The organism is Roseburia sp. OM03-7AC, assembly GCF_003462625.1.
GTDB classification, from domain to species: domain Bacteria; phylum Bacillota; class Clostridia; order Lachnospirales; family Lachnospiraceae; genus Roseburia_C; species Roseburia_C amylophila.
On sequence record NZ_QTZJ01000009.1, the window covers coordinates 1 to 17,353 of the forward strand.

Annotated in this window: 16 protein-coding genes; 1 reads left to right on the forward strand and 15 read right to left on the reverse strand. The window is 42.0% G+C overall.

Features of this window, described 5'->3' with window-relative positions:
* Positions 1-426, forward strand: a 426-nt coding sequence (locus DXB39_RS12635) for an N-acetylneuraminate synthase family protein (protein ID WP_199535142.1), incomplete at its 5' end; no start/stop codon positions are given.
* 97 nt (positions 427-523) lie between these two features.
* Here DXB39_RS12635 and DXB39_RS14680 read toward each other — a convergent pair.
* The 15 genes from DXB39_RS14680 to DXB39_RS12710 all read right to left on the reverse strand — a co-directional run bounded on the left by DXB39_RS14680 (position 524) and on the right by DXB39_RS12710 (position 17,140).
* Entirely contained in the window at positions 524-706 is a 183-nt protein-coding gene (locus DXB39_RS14680; protein WP_147343897.1) for a hypothetical protein, read from the reverse strand.
* Between the two features lie 213 nt (positions 707-919).
* On the reverse strand, positions 920-2,251 hold the full coding sequence (gene dnaB / locus DXB39_RS12645; protein ID WP_117699176.1) for a replicative DNA helicase: 1,332 nt from the start codon (positions 2,249-2,251) through the stop codon (positions 920-922).
* Between the two features lie 16 nt (positions 2,252-2,267).
* Positions 2,268-2,714 carry a 50S ribosomal protein L9 gene (gene rplI, locus DXB39_RS12650; RefSeq protein WP_117842217.1) on the reverse strand — a complete coding sequence of 149 codons (447 nt, stop codon included), beginning with the start codon at positions 2,712-2,714 and terminating at the stop codon, positions 2,268-2,270.
* On the reverse strand, positions 2,711-4,762 hold the full coding sequence (locus DXB39_RS12655) for a DHH family phosphoesterase (protein WP_022242557.1): 2,052 nt from the start codon (positions 4,760-4,762) through the stop codon (positions 2,711-2,713). Before DXB39_RS12655 ends, rplI begins: the two co-directional genes overlap by 4 nt.
* Before the next feature lie 90 nt (positions 4,763-4,852).
* Positions 4,853-5,215 (reverse strand): hypothetical protein, encoded by a 363-nt coding sequence (locus DXB39_RS12660; RefSeq protein WP_147340215.1) that lies wholly within the window; start codon positions 5,213-5,215, stop codon positions 4,853-4,855.
* 44 nt (positions 5,216-5,259) lie between these two features.
* The gene (locus DXB39_RS12665) at positions 5,260-6,660 is read right to left on the reverse strand and encodes an alanine/glycine:cation symporter family protein (protein WP_117842215.1); all 1,401 of its coding nucleotides are present in this window, start codon (positions 6,658-6,660) and stop codon (positions 5,260-5,262) included.
* Positions 6,661-6,927: 267 nt separating this feature from the next.
* Entirely contained in the window at positions 6,928-7,716 is a 789-nt protein-coding gene (locus tag DXB39_RS12670) for a polysaccharide deacetylase family protein (RefSeq protein WP_242994288.1), read from the reverse strand.
* Complete coding sequence (gene pgmB, locus DXB39_RS12675) at positions 7,713-8,354, reverse strand: beta-phosphoglucomutase (RefSeq protein ID WP_117842214.1); 642 nt, start codon at positions 8,352-8,354, stop codon at positions 7,713-7,715. Before pgmB ends, DXB39_RS12670 begins: the two co-directional genes overlap by 4 nt.
* A 13-nt stretch (positions 8,355-8,367) precedes the next feature.
* A complete protein-coding gene (locus DXB39_RS12680) occupies positions 8,368-9,183 on the reverse strand; it encodes an alpha/beta hydrolase (protein ID WP_117842213.1) in 816 nt (271 codons plus the stop codon).
* Between the two features lie 28 nt (positions 9,184-9,211).
* Positions 9,212-11,521, reverse strand: a complete 2,310-nt coding sequence (locus DXB39_RS12685; RefSeq protein WP_117842212.1) for a glycoside hydrolase family 65 protein — start codon at positions 11,519-11,521, stop codon at positions 9,212-9,214.
* 15 nt (positions 11,522-11,536) lie between these two features.
* Entirely contained in the window at positions 11,537-12,385 is an 849-nt protein-coding gene (locus DXB39_RS12690; RefSeq protein ID WP_117842211.1) for a carbohydrate ABC transporter permease, read from the reverse strand.
* Positions 12,385-13,254, reverse strand: a complete 870-nt coding sequence (locus DXB39_RS12695; RefSeq protein ID WP_117842210.1) for a carbohydrate ABC transporter permease — start codon at positions 13,252-13,254, stop codon at positions 12,385-12,387. Before DXB39_RS12695 ends, DXB39_RS12690 begins: the two co-directional genes overlap by 1 nt.
* Before the next feature lie 65 nt (positions 13,255-13,319).
* Positions 13,320-14,582: an ABC transporter substrate-binding protein gene (locus DXB39_RS12700; protein ID WP_117842209.1), complete on the reverse strand. Its 1,263-nt coding sequence runs from the start codon at positions 14,580-14,582 to the stop codon at positions 13,320-13,322.
* A 328-nt stretch (positions 14,583-14,910) separates the two neighbouring features.
* Positions 14,911-15,867, reverse strand: coding sequence for a LacI family DNA-binding transcriptional regulator (locus tag DXB39_RS12705; RefSeq protein ID WP_117842208.1), 957 nt, complete (start codon positions 15,865-15,867; stop codon positions 14,911-14,913).
* A gap of 277 nt (positions 15,868-16,144) precedes the next feature.
* Positions 16,145-17,140, reverse strand: a complete 996-nt coding sequence (locus tag DXB39_RS12710; RefSeq protein WP_117842207.1) for a LuxR C-terminal-related transcriptional regulator — start codon at positions 17,138-17,140, stop codon at positions 16,145-16,147.
* Between the last annotated feature and the right edge of the window lie 213 nt (positions 17,141-17,353).

Below are 17,353 nucleotides of genomic sequence, written 5' to 3' on the forward strand. Positions count from 1 at the left end.
TCAGACCATACGAAACCGGATGCCTGCGCAGATGTTATCAAAACAGCATACAATCTGGGGGCAGTAGTAATAGAGAAGCATTTTACACTGGACAAGACCTTAAAGGGAAATGACCATTATCATGCTATGGATCCGGAGGATGCAAGAAAGATTCTCTTCGGAATTGAATTTATTGATACCATTCGTGGTAAAGGCGATTTATGCTGCTTAGAGACAGAACAGACTGCCAGAAAGAATGCAAGACGTTCTCTGGTAACGACCTGCGAGATTGCCAAAGGAACCGTAATTACAAGAGAAATGCTGACCTTCAAGAGACCAGGAACTGGAATTTCTCCGGAGCGGATGGAAGAAATTATCGGACGCACACTGACGGTGGATGTGGCAGAGGATACGATTTTACAATGGAGTATGATGAAAAACGACTAGAAATAGAAAGGGATAACTATTATTTTACCTTCTTTTTACGCTACCCTGATGGTAGATTTTTCTTAACTTTAATATTGTAATTGCATCAATTCATTATTCAAAGAAGTGTTTTTATGAGAAATCCAAATCTTTGCAGATATATCATGCTCATTTTTATTATGCTGGGTTTAATACTTTCAGGAATTTCCGGACTGATATTCGGAATAAAGACCCTGCATCCCCTTTTTATTATCGGTATTCTTATTTCTTTTGTATCTCTTATTTTTGGTATTCTTAGCATCCGCTGTCCCATCTGCCATCGGCAGTTACATTTAACGGGTATTACGCCGGATGATTTCTGTCCATTCTGTGGGGAAAAGCTGTAAATTAATTTCTATATGTACTTGTTTTTTGCCGATGAAAACAAAAAACTACGAGAAACATGCCTTGTGTGTTTCCCGCTACTCGTATAAAAACCCCGGATGCTGCTTTTTCAGGCAACACCCGGGAATGCTTATTTCTCCATATTGGCAAATCTCGTGTACTGAGGCAGCCATACCAGGTTGACGGTTCCGATAGGACCGTTTCTTTGCTTGGCTACGATGATTTCGGAGATTCCTTTCATTTCACTGTCTTTGTTGTAATAATCATCACGGTAAATGAACATTACAACGTCGGCATCCTGCTCGATAGCTCCAGACTCTCGAAGGTCGGATAACATTGGTCGATGGTCAGGACGCTGTTCTACAGCTCGGCTCAACTGGGACAGTGCCACTACCGGCACATTCAACTCACGGGCCAGCGCCTTTAAGGAACGGGAAATATCTGAGATTTCCTGCTGACGGGATTCGGAATGTCTGCCGGAGCCGGACATCAACTGTAAGTAGTCGATGATGATTAATTTCAAATCGTGCTCTAATTTATATTTACGGCATTTACTTCTAAGCTCGGATATGGAAATACCCGGCGTATCATCAATGATTAATTTGGAACGGCCTACGTTACCTGCTCCTTCAATCAGCATTTCCCAGTCTGCATCTGTCAAATTACCGGAACGCAGCTTCTGGGCATCTACTCTTGATTCCAGAGAAAACATACGGTTTACCAACTGTTCCTTACTCATTTCCAGAGAGAATATTGCTGTTGTCTGCTGGGAATGAATGGCTACATACTGTGCGATATTTAATACAAACGCCGTTTTACCCATGGAAGGACGGGCTGCAATCAGAATCAAATCGGAAGGCTGCAGACCTGCCATCTGATAATCCAGATCCACGAAGCCGGTAGCAATTCCGGTTACGGAGCCTTTTTGCTTGGATGCTTTTTCAATCTTATCCAGCGCATTGATTACGACCTGCTTAATCGGGACATAATCTCCACCGCCACGATTCTGCACCAGATTAAAAATACTCTTCTCGGTATCTGCCAGAATATCTTCAACACTTTCTTTTCCAAGATAACATTCATCTTCAATGGACTGGGTGGTCTTAATGAGCTTACGCAGAACTGCCTTCTCTTTGACGATATTGGCATAATATTTTACATTGGCGGATGTCGGTACGGATGTTACTAAGTCTCTTACAAATTCCAGGCTGCTGATTTCCGCCGGCACATCCTTTTCTTTTAACTTATTCTGCAATGTAATCAGGTCAACCGGTTCTCCTGCATTAAACAAATCCAGCATGGATTCAAACAGAATTCCATACTGCTTGTGATAGAAATCCTCTTCAATGAGAATCTCTCCGGCTGTCATAATTGCTTCTTTATCCATAATCATGGAACCGATAACTGACTGCTCGGCTTCCAGACTGTTTGGCATAATCCGCTTTACCAGTGCCTCTTCCATGGAGGTTCCTCCTAATCTACTCTTCCGTTACTTTTACACGTAATGTTGCAGTTACCTTTGGATGAACCTTAACCGGCACTTCATATACACCAAATGATTTGATGGCTTCTTTTAACTGCATTTTCTTCTTGTCTAACTCAAGACCCAGCTGATCATGCGTTGCCTGGGAAATCTCTTTGGTGGATACAGAACCAAAGGTTCTTCCGCCTTCTCCGGCTTTCATTTTCACTTCTACGGTCTTATCCTTTATCTCATCTGCCAGCTTTAATGCTGCCTGATAATTCTCTTCTGCAACCTTATCTGCATGTTTGTTCTGCAGCTTTAAGTCATTTAAGGTCTTGTTGTTTGCTTCAACTCCCAATTTCTTCGGAATTAACTGATTTCTTGCGTATGCATCGCTTACATTTACTACCTCACCTTTTTTTCCAAGGGATTTTACATCTGCTAATAAAATTACTTTCATTCTTCTATATCTCCTTCCTCAAGCATTTCGTCTATGGTGTCTTCTATGATGCGTTGTGCCTGGGACACGGTACAGTCACGAAGCTGGCAGCCCGCCATGTTCAGATGTCCGCCGCCCCCAAGACGTTCCATGATTTTCTGTACATTAATTTCATCAATGGAACGGGAACTTACATATATTTTGCCCTGATATTCGGTCAATACAAAGGACGCTTTGATTCCGACAATATTTAACAGCTCATCTGCCGCCTGGGCTCCTACGATGGTAGGACTTTCAATCTTGTCTGCCGGGCAGATGGAAATAGCAAATGCACCACGGTATACTTCTGCATGACGGACCACTTCTGCTCTGGCTTTATAGGCATCCATATCATTTCGAAGCATTTTTCTTACACGGGTTACTTCTGCTCCGCAACGTTTCAGATAAGCAGCTGCTTCAAAGGTACGGACACCGGTCTTAGTCATAAAGTTGCTGGTATCGATTAAGATTCCCGCATAAATACAGTCTGCTTCATGCGGTGCCAGCTTGATATTTTCTGTAAAATACTGCAGCACCTCTGCTACCATTTCACAGGTAGAAGATGCATACGGCTCAATATAGGAAAGTACCGGATTGGAAATGACCTCACTGCTCTGGCGGTGATGGTCAAATACCACGATACTGTCGGTCCGCTTCAAAAGACCCGGACACTCCGTATGGCTCGGACGGTTTACATCCACCACCATAACCAGTGTGTTATAATCCGTCAGCTCCAGCGCACGTTCACTGGAAACAAACATATCCGGCGGATAACCCTTCTCTGTGGTAAAACCTTCCTTCAATGGACGAAGGGATGAAGTTACCTGGTCTAAAACAATCTGCGCTTTCTTTCCTAATACTCTTGCGGCGCAGTAGATTCCGATTGCCGCACCAAAAGCATCTGTATCGGAAATAGAATGTCCCATAATCATAACATGCTCACGGCTCTCGATAATCTCCCGCAGTGCATGGGCTTTGACTCTTGCTTTTACACGGGTGTTCTTCTCTACCTGCTTGCTGTTACCGCCATAGTAGACAACGTTTTCACCCTCTTTGACTACCACCTGGTCGCCGCCCCGGCCCAGTGCCAGGTCGATTGCCATACGAGAATATTCATAATTCTGATTATAAGTATCACCGCCGACACCGATTCCGATACTTAAAGTCACCGCCATTTCATTTCCGACTTTGACGGTCTTAACATCTTCAATCAGGCTGAACCGGTCGCTCTGCAGCTCCGCAAGATATTTATGCTGGAATACCACAAAGTATTTATCCTTCTCAATCTTACGCACCAGCGCATCCATTTTCGTAAAATACTGGTTTACCTTCCGGTCAATCAATGCCACTAAAAGTGAACGTTTTACGTCTTCAATACTGTCTAACGCCTCGTCATAGTTGTCTATGTATACAAGACCTGCCACCAGCTTCTGTTCTTCATTTTCACGGATGTAATTATAAAGCTCTGTCTCATCAAAAAGATATAATGCAGTCAGATACTGCTCATCCTCTTCAATGGATACGATACTGCTGTTTTCCGCCATTTCCTCAAAATAAATCTTGCTCATTTCAATACGGAAATTATGCTCCTGCCAGACCATATTTACATCTTCCACGAACTGTTCCTGCTGAATCAGCTCTCTGGTAATGCCCGGAAAAATGCTGGTGATGGATTTATGGAAATTCTTGGTCTTTCCTGTAATCTCCGTAAATTTCTCATTGACCCAGAGAACCTTTCCGTTATAGTCCAAAAGCGCATACGGTATTTCGAATTCATTGAGCAGCTTCTTCTGCACCGTTCCGTACTGAGTGGCAAAATTAATCAGCTCATTCACCAGCACCGGTTTATTAACATTATAAGATATCACCACAACAATGAGATAAATCCCAAGGAAAATGGATACCAGTAACGCTGCCCCTTCATTTACAAAATACATCGGCACGTTCATGCATGCCAGCAAAATAGTAAGCATCAGCGGCCAGTACATATAATTTTTCAGATGACCCTTTAGCTTGATTTTTTTCTTCATAAATTTCTCCTATATAAATGCGGATATTTTTACACAATTGTTACGACCACATACATATACAGAGTGTATTATAGCATTGTTTTATCTGTTTTACAATTCGCTTCCGGCATGAATCTTCTTTTCGTAGGATAAAAGCAGGTTTTCTATCTGTAATGCAACGCTTTCCGGGAAAGTTCCGGCATACTTCAGTGGTATTTTTATCCAGAAATCAAGATTCTGATAACGTTTCTGTCCTCTGGTATTCGCCCTGTCCTGTTTTGCTGCCACCCGGATTTTCACCTGCGCCCGTTTCTGCTCCAGCAGCGGCACCAGAATATAATAAAGCCGGTCATCTTTTAATGAAAGATAACCGGCTGCCTCGCTGGACTGCTTCTTTAAAAATAACCGGTGTCTCTGTAACCCTGCCGGAAAAAGCGGTGTGTCTGCTTTCATACCTGCTACTGCATCCGCCATTTCAAGCATTGCTGCAAAATGAAATATTTCTGCTTCTTTATTTCTTATTGGCTTACTTCTTCTTTGCCATCAAAATAATCTTTTACCATCTTCACTACGACACCGGACAATAAGAATACGGCAATCAGGTTCGGGATTACCATAAGTCCGTTAAAGGTCTCTGCTATACTCCACATCAGTCCCAGATTCATAGTTGCACCCACGATGGCAACCAGTGAATAAAGGAGCATAAATGGCTTATTGGCTCTGCTTCCAAACAGGAATTCTATACAGCGGGTTCCGTAAAGTCCCCAGCCGATAATCGTTGAAAATGCAAAACAGCACATGGCAACTGCAGTAAAAATAGACACCCAGCCGCCATATACAGAAGTAAATCCACTGATGGTAAGTTCTGCGCCTGCTGCCGCACCATATCCAACCGGAACTCCACTGCAAAGAATGACAAGTGCAGTTAAAGTACAGATTACAATGGTATCTACAAATACTTCAAAAATTCCAAAGAAGCCCTGTTTTACCGGTTTTCTGGTGTCTGCACAGGCATGTGCAATAGAGCCGGTACCAAGTCCTGCTTCATTGGAAAAGATTCCACGGGATACTCCTTTTTTCATACTCATAAAGAAACTTCCCACTGCACCGCCTGTTACGGCTGCCGGGTCAAATGCGCCCCGTATAATAGAAGAAAATACGGTCGGAATGCTTCCTATATGTACTACTACGACACCTACTGCCAGCAGAATATACATAATTGCCATAAATGGCACCAGTTTCTCTGTCACCTGTCCGATTCTCTTGATTCCGCCCAGGAGAATCAGTGCAATCAGAACCGCCAGTACGATTCCGATAACAAGATTTAAGGTTGCTGCTCCATCTTCTGAGAGTAGATTATAATTATATAATGCAGAATCAATTGCTGTTGTAATGGTATTGACCTGTGTGGCATTACCGGTTCCGAATACCGTCAGCACACCAAATGCAGAAAACAGATATGCCAGCCAGTGCCAGTGTTTCTTTAATCCATTTTTGATGTAATACATTGGTCCGCCAACGTAATCGCCCTCTTTATTTCTTTCCCGGAAATGCACCGCAAGGGTTACTTCCGAGAATTTGGTACACATTCCCAGCAATGCGGATATCCACATCCAGAATACAGCTCCCGGTCCACCAATGGCTATCGCACCTGCCACGCCGGCTACATTTCCGGTTCCTACTGTTGCCGCCAGTGCCGTACAGACTGCCTGGAATGGAGTCAGTGCTCCGTCAGAGGCTTCTCTTTTCTTGAGCATCCGCCCTAATGTAATTTTCATCGCATATGGGAATTTACGAATCTGTAGAAAGTTGGTCCGGATACTCAAATAAAGTCCGACCCCGATAATGCAGATCATGGCTGGAACGCCCCAGATGAAATTATTCACTGCACTGTTGATGGATTCAATCATTGCTAACATTATGTGTTCCCCTTTTATCTTATTTTCCGGTGGGATGGAGGGGGAAAAACATATCCGGAGAGAAGATTATGAAAATCAGGTTTTGTTTCACAAAATACGCCATGATTCTTAGCAATGTTTTTTTCTTGTAGCAGACTGTCTTTCCGTTTGCTTTGACATGGATAACGATTGCTGTCCGCCGGATGTCTCCTTTCCACCCTTCATCCCACCTGTAAAGTCAGTGTAACGCATGAATTATAGCATAATTTTTCTCAATTTACCATGACTTTAAACAGAATATAAGCCCGGGTGAATGCAGATTTTCTCTCCGTTGCGGAGAAGATAAATATCCTGTCCGCTTCCGTTAAATAATATTTTTTCATCCACGCTGGTATATACGCTTTTTACTGCCATAAGATAATGGCAGACCTCTGCATTGGTAGCATACCAGATATCTTCCCTGCCGCCTGTCATTTTGCAGAATTCTTCTATCACATCCCAGTTCTTATCCCGGTCAAATTCATAGCTGTGTCCCCAGACATAGAAAAGATACTGGAACTGTGGCAGATCAAAGGCAAGAAATTCTTTCGCATGTTCGATCAGTCTGTTGTTATGGTGACAGGTAGGATTCCATTCATAGAAATCCTGCGGATGCGTGTATTTTCCGCTGTCCGTTGCTGTTCTGGCATAATGGATGCCAAGGGAGGGAAGAAGTGTTTTTATTTCATGGCTGTAGGAACCATTCGGATAAGCATGACCGCAGACGATTTTTCCGGTCAGTTCTTCCAATGCCTCGCGGTCGTTTAATATTTCTTTTACTACATCTGTCATAGGACAGCGGGCTATGGTCAGATGTTCCACGCCATGGGTTGCAACTTCATGTCCCTTATAAAGCTCTGCTATCCTGTCTTTTCCAATTCTTCTCTCTTCCTGCATACAGCCGGAATTCAGGTTGAAGGTTCCCCGGATTCCATAACGGTTGCATATTTCCAGTAAATGCACATCTGACCATAAGCCATCATCATAGCTTATGGTCAGTGCCTTATTCCGGAAACCCGGATATGTATAATAAATCACAATGCAATTTCCTTAAGATCAGCAAATGTTGTCATCGGATAATCCGTTTTCTCATAGAAAGCGGCATCTCCGATTCCGGCAGCCTTCATTCCACCGCGTTTTGCTGCTTCAATTCCGGCAACTGCATCCTCAACTACCAGACACTCTTCTGGTGGAAGTCCGATATACTCTGCCGCTTTTAAAAATACTTCCGGGTCAGGTTTGGATTTTGTAATATTGGTGCCGTCAGAAACTGCATCAAATACATCATCCAGTCCTACCTGTTTTAAAATAAATTTGGTATTCTTGCTGGAAGAACCAATCGCAACTTTTATGCCTGCTGCCTTTAATGCAGCTAAGGTCTCCCGGACTTCACCTGTTACATCATCCGGTGTCATGCTTTTTAATTCTTCTTTATAGTAATTATTTTTTTCTTCTGCCAGTGCTTCCTTTTCTTCCTGGGAAAGTGCCGGTCCATGGTAGTTTCTTAAAATAATTTCAAGGCTTTCCATTCTGCTTACACCCCGCAGCAGGTTGTTAATCTCTTCATTAAATAGAATTCCACGGGCATCCGCTATTTTTTTCCAGGCACGATAATGGAGTTTATCCGTATGAACTAGTACTCCATCCAGATCAAATAAAATTCCTTTAAATTTCATCTTGTCTCCAATCTTATAAATCCGCTACCCATTTTCCAGCTAATGTAATCCAGTCCTGACAACGTTTCTGAATGCCGAATCCTGTCTCCGTAATCTGCGTTTCTTCATTGGCAAGCGAAAGTCCATGCAGTCCTTCCGGGAAAATGTGAGCTTCCACGGAAACCTGATTCTTTACCAGTGCTTCCGTAAACATCAGTGTATTCTGGATTGGCACCGACTGGTCCGTTAAGGTATGCCAGATAAACACCGGCGGCACCTGCTTTCCTACCTGATGCTCCAGACTTAAAAGCTCTTCTAATTCTTTGCTCTTTTTCGTTCCCATCAGGTTTTCAATGCTGCCGTGATGTGCATATGTTCCAGATGTAATTACCGGATAAGAAAGCAGTAATCCATTTGGTCGCATCTGCTCTGCGGTAAGTCCTGTTTCTCTTGCCAGCCAGTCTTTGTCCCAGAACACACCAAGGCTTGCTGCCAGATGACCGCCTGCTGAGAAACCGGCTACGATAATCTTATCTTCTTTGATGCCATATTCCCCGGCATGTTCTCTTAAATATGCAACGCTCCATGCCAGTTCGCATAAGGACTGTGGAAATTCTGCCGGTGCCACGCTGTAACGCAGAACACAGGCATGAAATCCTCTGGCAATATACTGCACCGCAACTGCTTCTGCCTCCCGGTCGGAGGTAAATTCATAGCCGCCGCCCGGGCAGATAAGTACCAGCGGTCGGGTACGATTGCTGTCAATCTCTTCAAAATTATCTAAAATATAAGTATACAATTTTGCATCGGTCGCCTTTGGCGTCTGAACCGGTATTACGTTATATTTCATAACTTCACCTTCTTTTTTCTATTCTTTACTAATTCTCCTGATAAGATACTTCTGCCTTCCGGCTGCCTGCATCCACCGTATACTCCTGTCCATAGATGCAAAGTGAAACCGCTTCGCCTTCTAACAGTTCTACACTGCAGGTTTCTTTATTTACGCATATCTCTAACAGGCTTCCATGATAACGGACACGGAAATGATATCCCTGCCACTTTTCCGGTATGGATGGTGCTAAGAAAAGTGTCTCTTCTTCTGCCCGTAATCCGGCAAATCCATTGACAATTGCCATATAGCTGCCGCCCATATTGGCTGCATGGATTCCATCTTGGCTATTCTTGTGTGTATTTAATAAATCCATCTTGGCTGAATCGCCAAAATAGTAATATGCCTTGTCCTTAAGACCAAGTCTGGATGCCATAATACTGAATACACAGGTAGAAAGAGAGGAATCATGGGTTGTAATTTTCTCATAATACAGGAATGATTTTTCTTCCGTTTCTCTGTCCTGATAATCCGGGAAGAGATAGTGTGCCAGTACAGTATCTGCCTGTTTGCATACCTGATAGCGGTATAAATGCAATGGATGGTAATGCAGTAACAGCGGGAACTCTTCCTGTGGTGTATGCTCTAAATCCCACACCGGTTTCTCCAAGAAAGAATCGTCCTGCGGATTGATTCCAAATGTCTCATCATATGGAAGATACATTTTCTCCTGCGCTTCTTCCATTGCCTCGATTTCCTGCTCTGTCAGGTCATTTTCTTTACAAAATTCCTGATAAGCTTCTTTTTCTTCTGCCAGCCGTTTTGCAAATTTCAAAAACCACTGCATGCTGTATTTTGCGCTGGCATTGGTATAATAATTGTTGTTTACAATACAGGTATATTCATCCGGTCCGGTTACATCATTGATTACAAAGCGGTCTTTATAGTAGTTTCCTACATCAAGCCACAGCCGGTTGGTCTCTAAGAGAATCTTTAAACCCATTTCCTTGATGAATTCCCAGTCACCGCTGGTCTTATAATATAAAATAACTGCGTATGCAATATCTCCATCAATATGATACTGGGCTGTTCCGGATGGGAAATAACCGGAACATTCTTTGCCGGTAATGGTACGCCATGGATAGAGTGCACCTTTTTTATGTCCTAATAAAGCCGCATTTTCTTTGGCTTTTCCCAATGTCTTATAGCGGTATTCCAAAAGCTTTCTAGCGATTGCCGGATTGGTCATGGCAAAATACGGTACCATAAACATTTCCGTATCCCAGAAATAATGTCCTTCGTAGCCTTCACCACTTAAGCCTTTCGCCGCAATGCTGGAATATCCGTCGTAACCGGCTGACTGCAGAAGCTGATACATATTAAAGCAGAGGGATTCATTTAAGTCTCTGTCTCCCACGATTTCCATGGAAGAGTTGTTCCAGAACTCTTTTAAATATTCCTGCTGTTTTTTATAATAAGAAGCAATTCCCTGCTCCACTACTTTGGAAAGCTTCTCGTCTGCGGCTTTTCTGCAATCCTCTTCCCGGATAGAATCTGTAAAAATACTGTATTTTATGATTCTTACTTCATCTCCCGGCCGTATATCAAAGCGGTAGCTTACGTCCATTGCATGTGCGGTCTCATCATAGGTTACTACTTCTGATGGCTGGCGCTTCTGGTTAACAGTGACTATATTTGCCACTGCACTTGCCACCTTAAGATGGCTCTCTACGGTAGAACTTACGAGACATGCACCGGATTCACATATGTGAACACCTTCTTTTTTCAAATGATTGTGGCTTTCCCCTGCCAGTCTTGGGTCCTTTGGATTAAAATAATTTCTGACCAGTCCGAAATGTCTGGAATGTATTTCTACCGTTCCGGAAAAATCAATGGACTGGAAGCAGTAATCAATGGTAAAAAGGGAACGTTCTTCAAAGGAAGCCATTCTTGTAATATTAAAATGAAGCTGCTTTCCTTCCTTGTTGCTCCAGTCTACTTCACGTCTGGTAATTCCTTTTTCCATATCCAGTGTTCTTACATAACGGCAGTCTGCGTCATCCGCCATGGAAAATTTCTGCCCGTCAAAGGACACCTCTATGGTCTGGGTATCTGCCACATTCAGCATGCTCTCTTTATCTTCCACGAGATTGCACAGTTTTTCCGCCTGCTTCATAGGTGCAATATCATAAAAGCCATTAATATACATGCCCCGCATGGTGTCGAAATCTGCCGGAACGCCTTCTTCCAGGGTGCCGCGTACTCCGATATAGCCATTGGCATTATGAAAAATGGTTTCCTGCAGCTGCAGGTTCTTCTCATTTAATCCAATTCCTGTTACCTGATAAACTTTATTCATAAGTGCTCCCTTTCCTTAACCCTTTACTGCACCGGCTGCTACACCTTTGATAATATGCTTCTGGCAAAGCAGATAGAAAATGATAACCGGAATAATGGTAAATGTCAGTGCCGCCATTGCCATATTCCACTCGATGGTATACTGTCCGAAGAACAGTGACATTGCCAGCGGAATGGTCTTATTTTTGATGCTGGTCAGTGTCAGTGATGGTAATAAGTAGTCGTTCCAGATCCAGATAACATCCAGAATAATTACGGTTACGGTAATGGATTTTAAAATCGGGAATACAATTCTCCAGAATAGCTGCCAGGTATTACATCCATCAATAATTGCGGCTTCTTCTAAGGATACCGGAACGGAGGATTTGATAAATCCATGAAATAAGAACACACCCATGCCGGCACCAAAGCCTACATACATAAAGATTAATCCACCTAAGGAATCTTTAAACGGAATTCCGAAGAATTTGCCGAACTGGTTCATTTCCTGCATCAATGGCATCATGATTGTCTGGAACGGAATCAGCATCGTAAGAATCAGTACGCCATATAAGAATTTGCTCAATTTATTATTAGAGCGGACAAACATCCATGCTGTCATGGCACTCAGTAATACGATAATTCCTACTGCGATCACGGTTACGATAATGGAATTCTTAAATGCCATCAAAAAGTCCATTTTCTTCAAAGCGCCCTGGAAATATTCCAGTGTAAAATGCTTTGGAAATGCAAAGATATTTTCATATAATTCTGCACGGCTCTTGAAGGCATTTACGATTACCATATATACCGGAACCAGCCATACGCAGCACAACAATATTACCAGAACATTTACGATTACTTTTCCAACTGGTCTTTTCTTCATTATGCTGACACCTCCTTATCTCCGGTAATCTTAACCTGAATTAATGTAATCAATGCAATGATGACAAAGAATACGATTGCTTTTGCCTGCCCATATCCGAAATGGCTCTTGGTAAAGATTTCATTAAAAATATTCATGGATACCATTTCTGTTGAGTTGTTTGGTCCACCGCCTGTCAGGGAAACGTTTACATCATAAATCTTGAAACAGTTGGATAATGTTAAGAACAGACATATTGTAATGGATGACATAATCAGCGGAAGCTTAATGTTGATTAAAGTTCTCCAGAAGCCTGCCCCGTCAACCTCTGCAGCTTCGATTACATCATCGGAAATTGCTTCTAATCCTGCGATATATACAATCATCATATATCCTGCCATCTGCCATGTAGATACTACAATCATGGCACAGAAAGCCATTTTCTTATTTACAAGCCAGTTAAAAAATATGTTTGTTAATCCGGTCATATTTCCGATCGTACTCATGGCGTCTCCAAGAACGTACTGCCAGATATAACCTAAAATCAATCCACCAATCAGGTATGGTAAGAATAACATGGTTCTTGCCACATTACGCACCTTCAGTTTGGTTGTTACCAGTACTGCAAATGCCAGTGCCAGTACATTGACAATTACTACGGTAATTAATGTAAATGCTGTTGTTCTTACTAATGATGTCAGAAATTGTTTATCCGAAAAAATCTTTGCATAGTTTAATAATCCTACAAATACCTTTTCACTTTTTGCCAGTCCATCCCAGGATACAAGGGAATAACCCATTCCCGTAAAAAACGGAATGATTACTATAATGCAAAACATAATCATCAATGGAGCGGTAAATAATGCATACCAGCCTTTTTTTATCTTCATCTTTGTCCCTCATTCCTTTTCTAATGTGAACAGGTGCTGCCAGAGACAGCACCTGCAATTAATGTTTACTCATTTGCTGCTGTTACGAATGAATCATTTAATGCTTTTAAAAATTCATCCGTTGTCATATCCGAGGAGAAATATTCCTCTGCGTTCTGTACCAGGTAAGTTGTGATGATACCTGCAGGCCACTCTTCGTTGAATGTCCAAGGAATGATGTTGCCTTCAGCGATTGCATCAGATACTGCCTGTGATAATGGGTCTAAGTTATCAGCTTCCATACCATCTACTACCGGAATAAATCCGAATTTGTTTGTAAGGTAATCAGCTCCTGTTTCACTTGTGTATAACCAGTTTAAGAAATCTTTTGCCAGCTGTTTGTCACTGTCGCTTGCATCTGTATTTACACACCATACAGAAGGAACACCGACTGCGATGGATTTGTTGCCTGCAATTGGTAATGGAGCAATTCCCATATCAAAATCTACATCATAGGATGAGAATAAGGAGTAGCACCAGTTACCCTGATGGATCATCTCTGTCTTGCCGGTTGCGAAGTCACCACAGTTGTCATCATAAGATACTTCCAGCGGATTCTTCTGGTTCTCTTTGATTGCTTCAAAAATCTTTCCAAGTTCCTGGAACTCTTCTACATCAGCGATATTTACTTTTCCATCGTATACATCCTGGCAGAACTGTGCCGGATCATCCTGTAATGCGAATGGAGTATTTAAAATCTGTCCGATTAAGAAGTAAGCTTCCTGTGAAAGTCCAAGTCCTGTCTCACCATCTGCTGTTGCATCTTTGATAGTCTGAACCAATGCATCGGTTGTATTAATCTGGTCTTCACTGATTAAGTTTTTGTTATAAACCAGTCCGAAGCCTTCTGCTGTCATCGGAACTCCGACTGTCTTATCATCGCTCTTTGCAATGAGGTCATCATTAATCTTGTCTAAGAAGCTTAAATCACTTAAGTCCTCTAAGTAAGCTGACATCTCAGCAATCTCTGTACTGGATGAAAGTGAGAATACGGTAGGACCGGATTCACTGGACATATATGTCTTTAAGTTCTGGTAATAATCATCTCCGGAAATCTGCCATACTTCAACTTCAACACCGGTTTCTTTTTCGTAGTCAACTGCCAGTTCTTTTAACTGATCATAAATCTCTGTCTTCTGCTGGAAGATTGTAATCTTTCCGCTGCTCTTTCCACTTGCGCCCTCTGTATTGGAAGCATCGGATCCTCCGTTAGAACCACATCCTCCTAATACCATGGAAGCACTTAATACAGTTGCCAATACTAATGATACGATTTTTCTCTTTTTCATTTTGTACCCTCCTTGTATTGCTTTGTTTTTGATAACTATACTTTACATAAATTTTACTAATTCGTCAATCCTCTTCGTTATTTTTCTACCTTTTTCACTGTTTTTGTATGGCTTTGTTGTGTAAAACGACTGTTTTTAGACTTGCATTTAGTAAATTTAGTAAATATTTACCTTTTCTTTAGTAAAACAAATAATATTATTATAGTAAATTTTCGGTACTCGCACAAACTACAAGAAACACTCTTTGCAAATTTCCCGCTTCCCGCACAAAAAAGAAGAACCCTCTGTACCAGAAGATTCCTCCATGTCCTGTTTTTTATCTTATTTTCTATCGTGTGGTCTTTCTCCAGTGAACCTTCGCGGCAATCTTAAAGGTGTCAAAACTGCAGCTTCCCGCAATATTCTGAAGCAGAAACTGGGCCGCCAGATAGCCTCTCTCATAATCCGGGATATCTACCGTGGTAAGTCCCATCAGTTCTGACATCTCGGTTCCATCGAATCCGGTTACTGCTATATCATCCGGAATCTTAAGACCTTCCTGCCGCAGTGCCTTCATTGCTCCGATTGCCATATTGTCATTCGCACAGACTAACACTTCCGGAATATTATCTGATAAAAGCATCAGTCTTGCTGACTGATAACCGCTCTTTTCATAATAATCTCCCAAGAAATAATTTTCCCGGCTGAATGTAATTCCATTTTTCTGCAATACATCTTTTAATGCCTGATAACGCTCCTGGTTATCCAGTGTATCTATTCCTGCAATATATCCAAAGCGGCGATAACCTTTATCTACCAGCCCCTGCACCAGTTCTGACATTGGTGCATAATTATTGACTACCACGCTCTTAATATTCGGCACATCCATAATCCGGTCCAGCGCCACAATGGGATAACCTTCATTAGCTTTCTGAATTAAAGTAGAATTCTTACATTTCATATCCAGCATAATGGTTCCACAAGTCAATGCCGGGTCCATAAATTTTTCACAGGATTTATTGGTACATATCATTAAATCATATCCTCTGGAATACACATAATCGCTGATTCCATGAATGATTTTCAGATAAAAGTTACGCTCATAATCACTGAAATTAAAAAGAATGGTATTGGTATCTTCTGCCGGCTTCTTATTTTTCCCCTTGTTAATATCATAGCCATTTTCCTTGCAAATCTCTAAGATCCGCTGTCTTGTCTCTTCCCCCACATTATTCCGGTGATTCAGTACATTGGATACGGTTGCCGGTGATACATTCGCCAGCTTTGCAATTTCTTTTACTGTCATACGCTTCCTCACTTTATTTTCTGCTCCCAAAGTAAATAATTACCTTTGTTTAACACCTCTTCAGTAAACGTATCACATTTTTTATATAAATTCAACTGAATGTTATAACAAAAAATGTGCCTTGGCACATTCCCGCGCCTGCGGCGGTCGCCTGCGACATCTACCTTATACGCCGCAGTGCGCATCCTCGCTTCCCGTTTTTTACTTTACAGGAAAGCAATTTCCTGTAAAATAAAAACGGGAAGCCCGCTAAGCGTACTTCCCTCAATATGACTATTTATCTCAACGAGACCAGGCGGTTCTCTTTTGCTACCCGTACTGCCTGTCTTCTCGTCCTGACCCGGAGCTTCGCAAATATATTTTTTCCGTGAAACTTTACGGTATTGATGCTGATTCCCATGAAATCTGCAATTTCCTGATTAGAACGCTCATCTGCCATCAGCCGGTCAAATCGTCTTTCTTTTACAATCGGAAGCAGCTCATCCAAAAGCTGAAATGCATACTCTTTCCGGTCACTTAAGAAATAGCTGACTGCGCATAAAAGATTCATTTCACATAAATCCATGACACGGTCACCCTTTCGCAGCGGCTCCCTCAAATACTCTGCCAGCGAAAGCATTGCCAGGTATTTTTCTTCCAGAATATATGCCCGCATCTTTATCATATATTTATAGGTATCCAGCATATTCAGTTCTCCAAATTCGCTGGGCACCTCATTTTCCATCCATTCCGTTACTGTATCCACATCACCATCATACAACAGTCCCCAGGCTTTCATTGCTCCGAAATTCTCTAAAAGCCATCTGCTCTGTTCCTTATGAAGTCTCTGATATATCTCTTCCAGAATCGGATATACCACCGCTATCTGTCCGGTTGCTATCATAATCCGCATCTGAAGGCTCAAAGCAATAAACAGAACAGCAATTTCGCCTTCTTTTTCTATAAATGGAATAATTCCAACTAATGTAGTAATTGCTTCAAAACATTCATCTCTCTGATAGCATACTTCTGCATAAGTTATTTCTGCAATTCCAAGGGAACTGTCTCCATAGAAGCTTTTTACCCAGCCCTTTAGCTGTTCCTTCCGGTCATGTACATAATTTCCATACATGGTCATATCCCGGAATCCGTTTATCATGGTAATTCTGCCTGCTGCCAGCGGAAGATTCGGCAAAATGCCATAATTATTATATATTTCAGCCAGCTTAAGCAATGCAGTTCTTGCCCTCTCCCGGTCAGTTCCCGGAATAATTACATCAAGATGCAGCTTCATCAGACGTTCATCCCCTACATATGAAGCATATTTCTCCGCCTTTTCCAGATTCCCGTAAATAGCCTGAATAACAGCTTCTGCTGCCGCAAGTGTTGATGTTTTCCTGATTTCCTCTTTTGAAAACTCCCTTTTTACAAAAGTGTGTCTGATGCATACTAACTCATAATTATACGAAACACCACTCTTTTATTCATTTTTCTATTCACTTCTTAC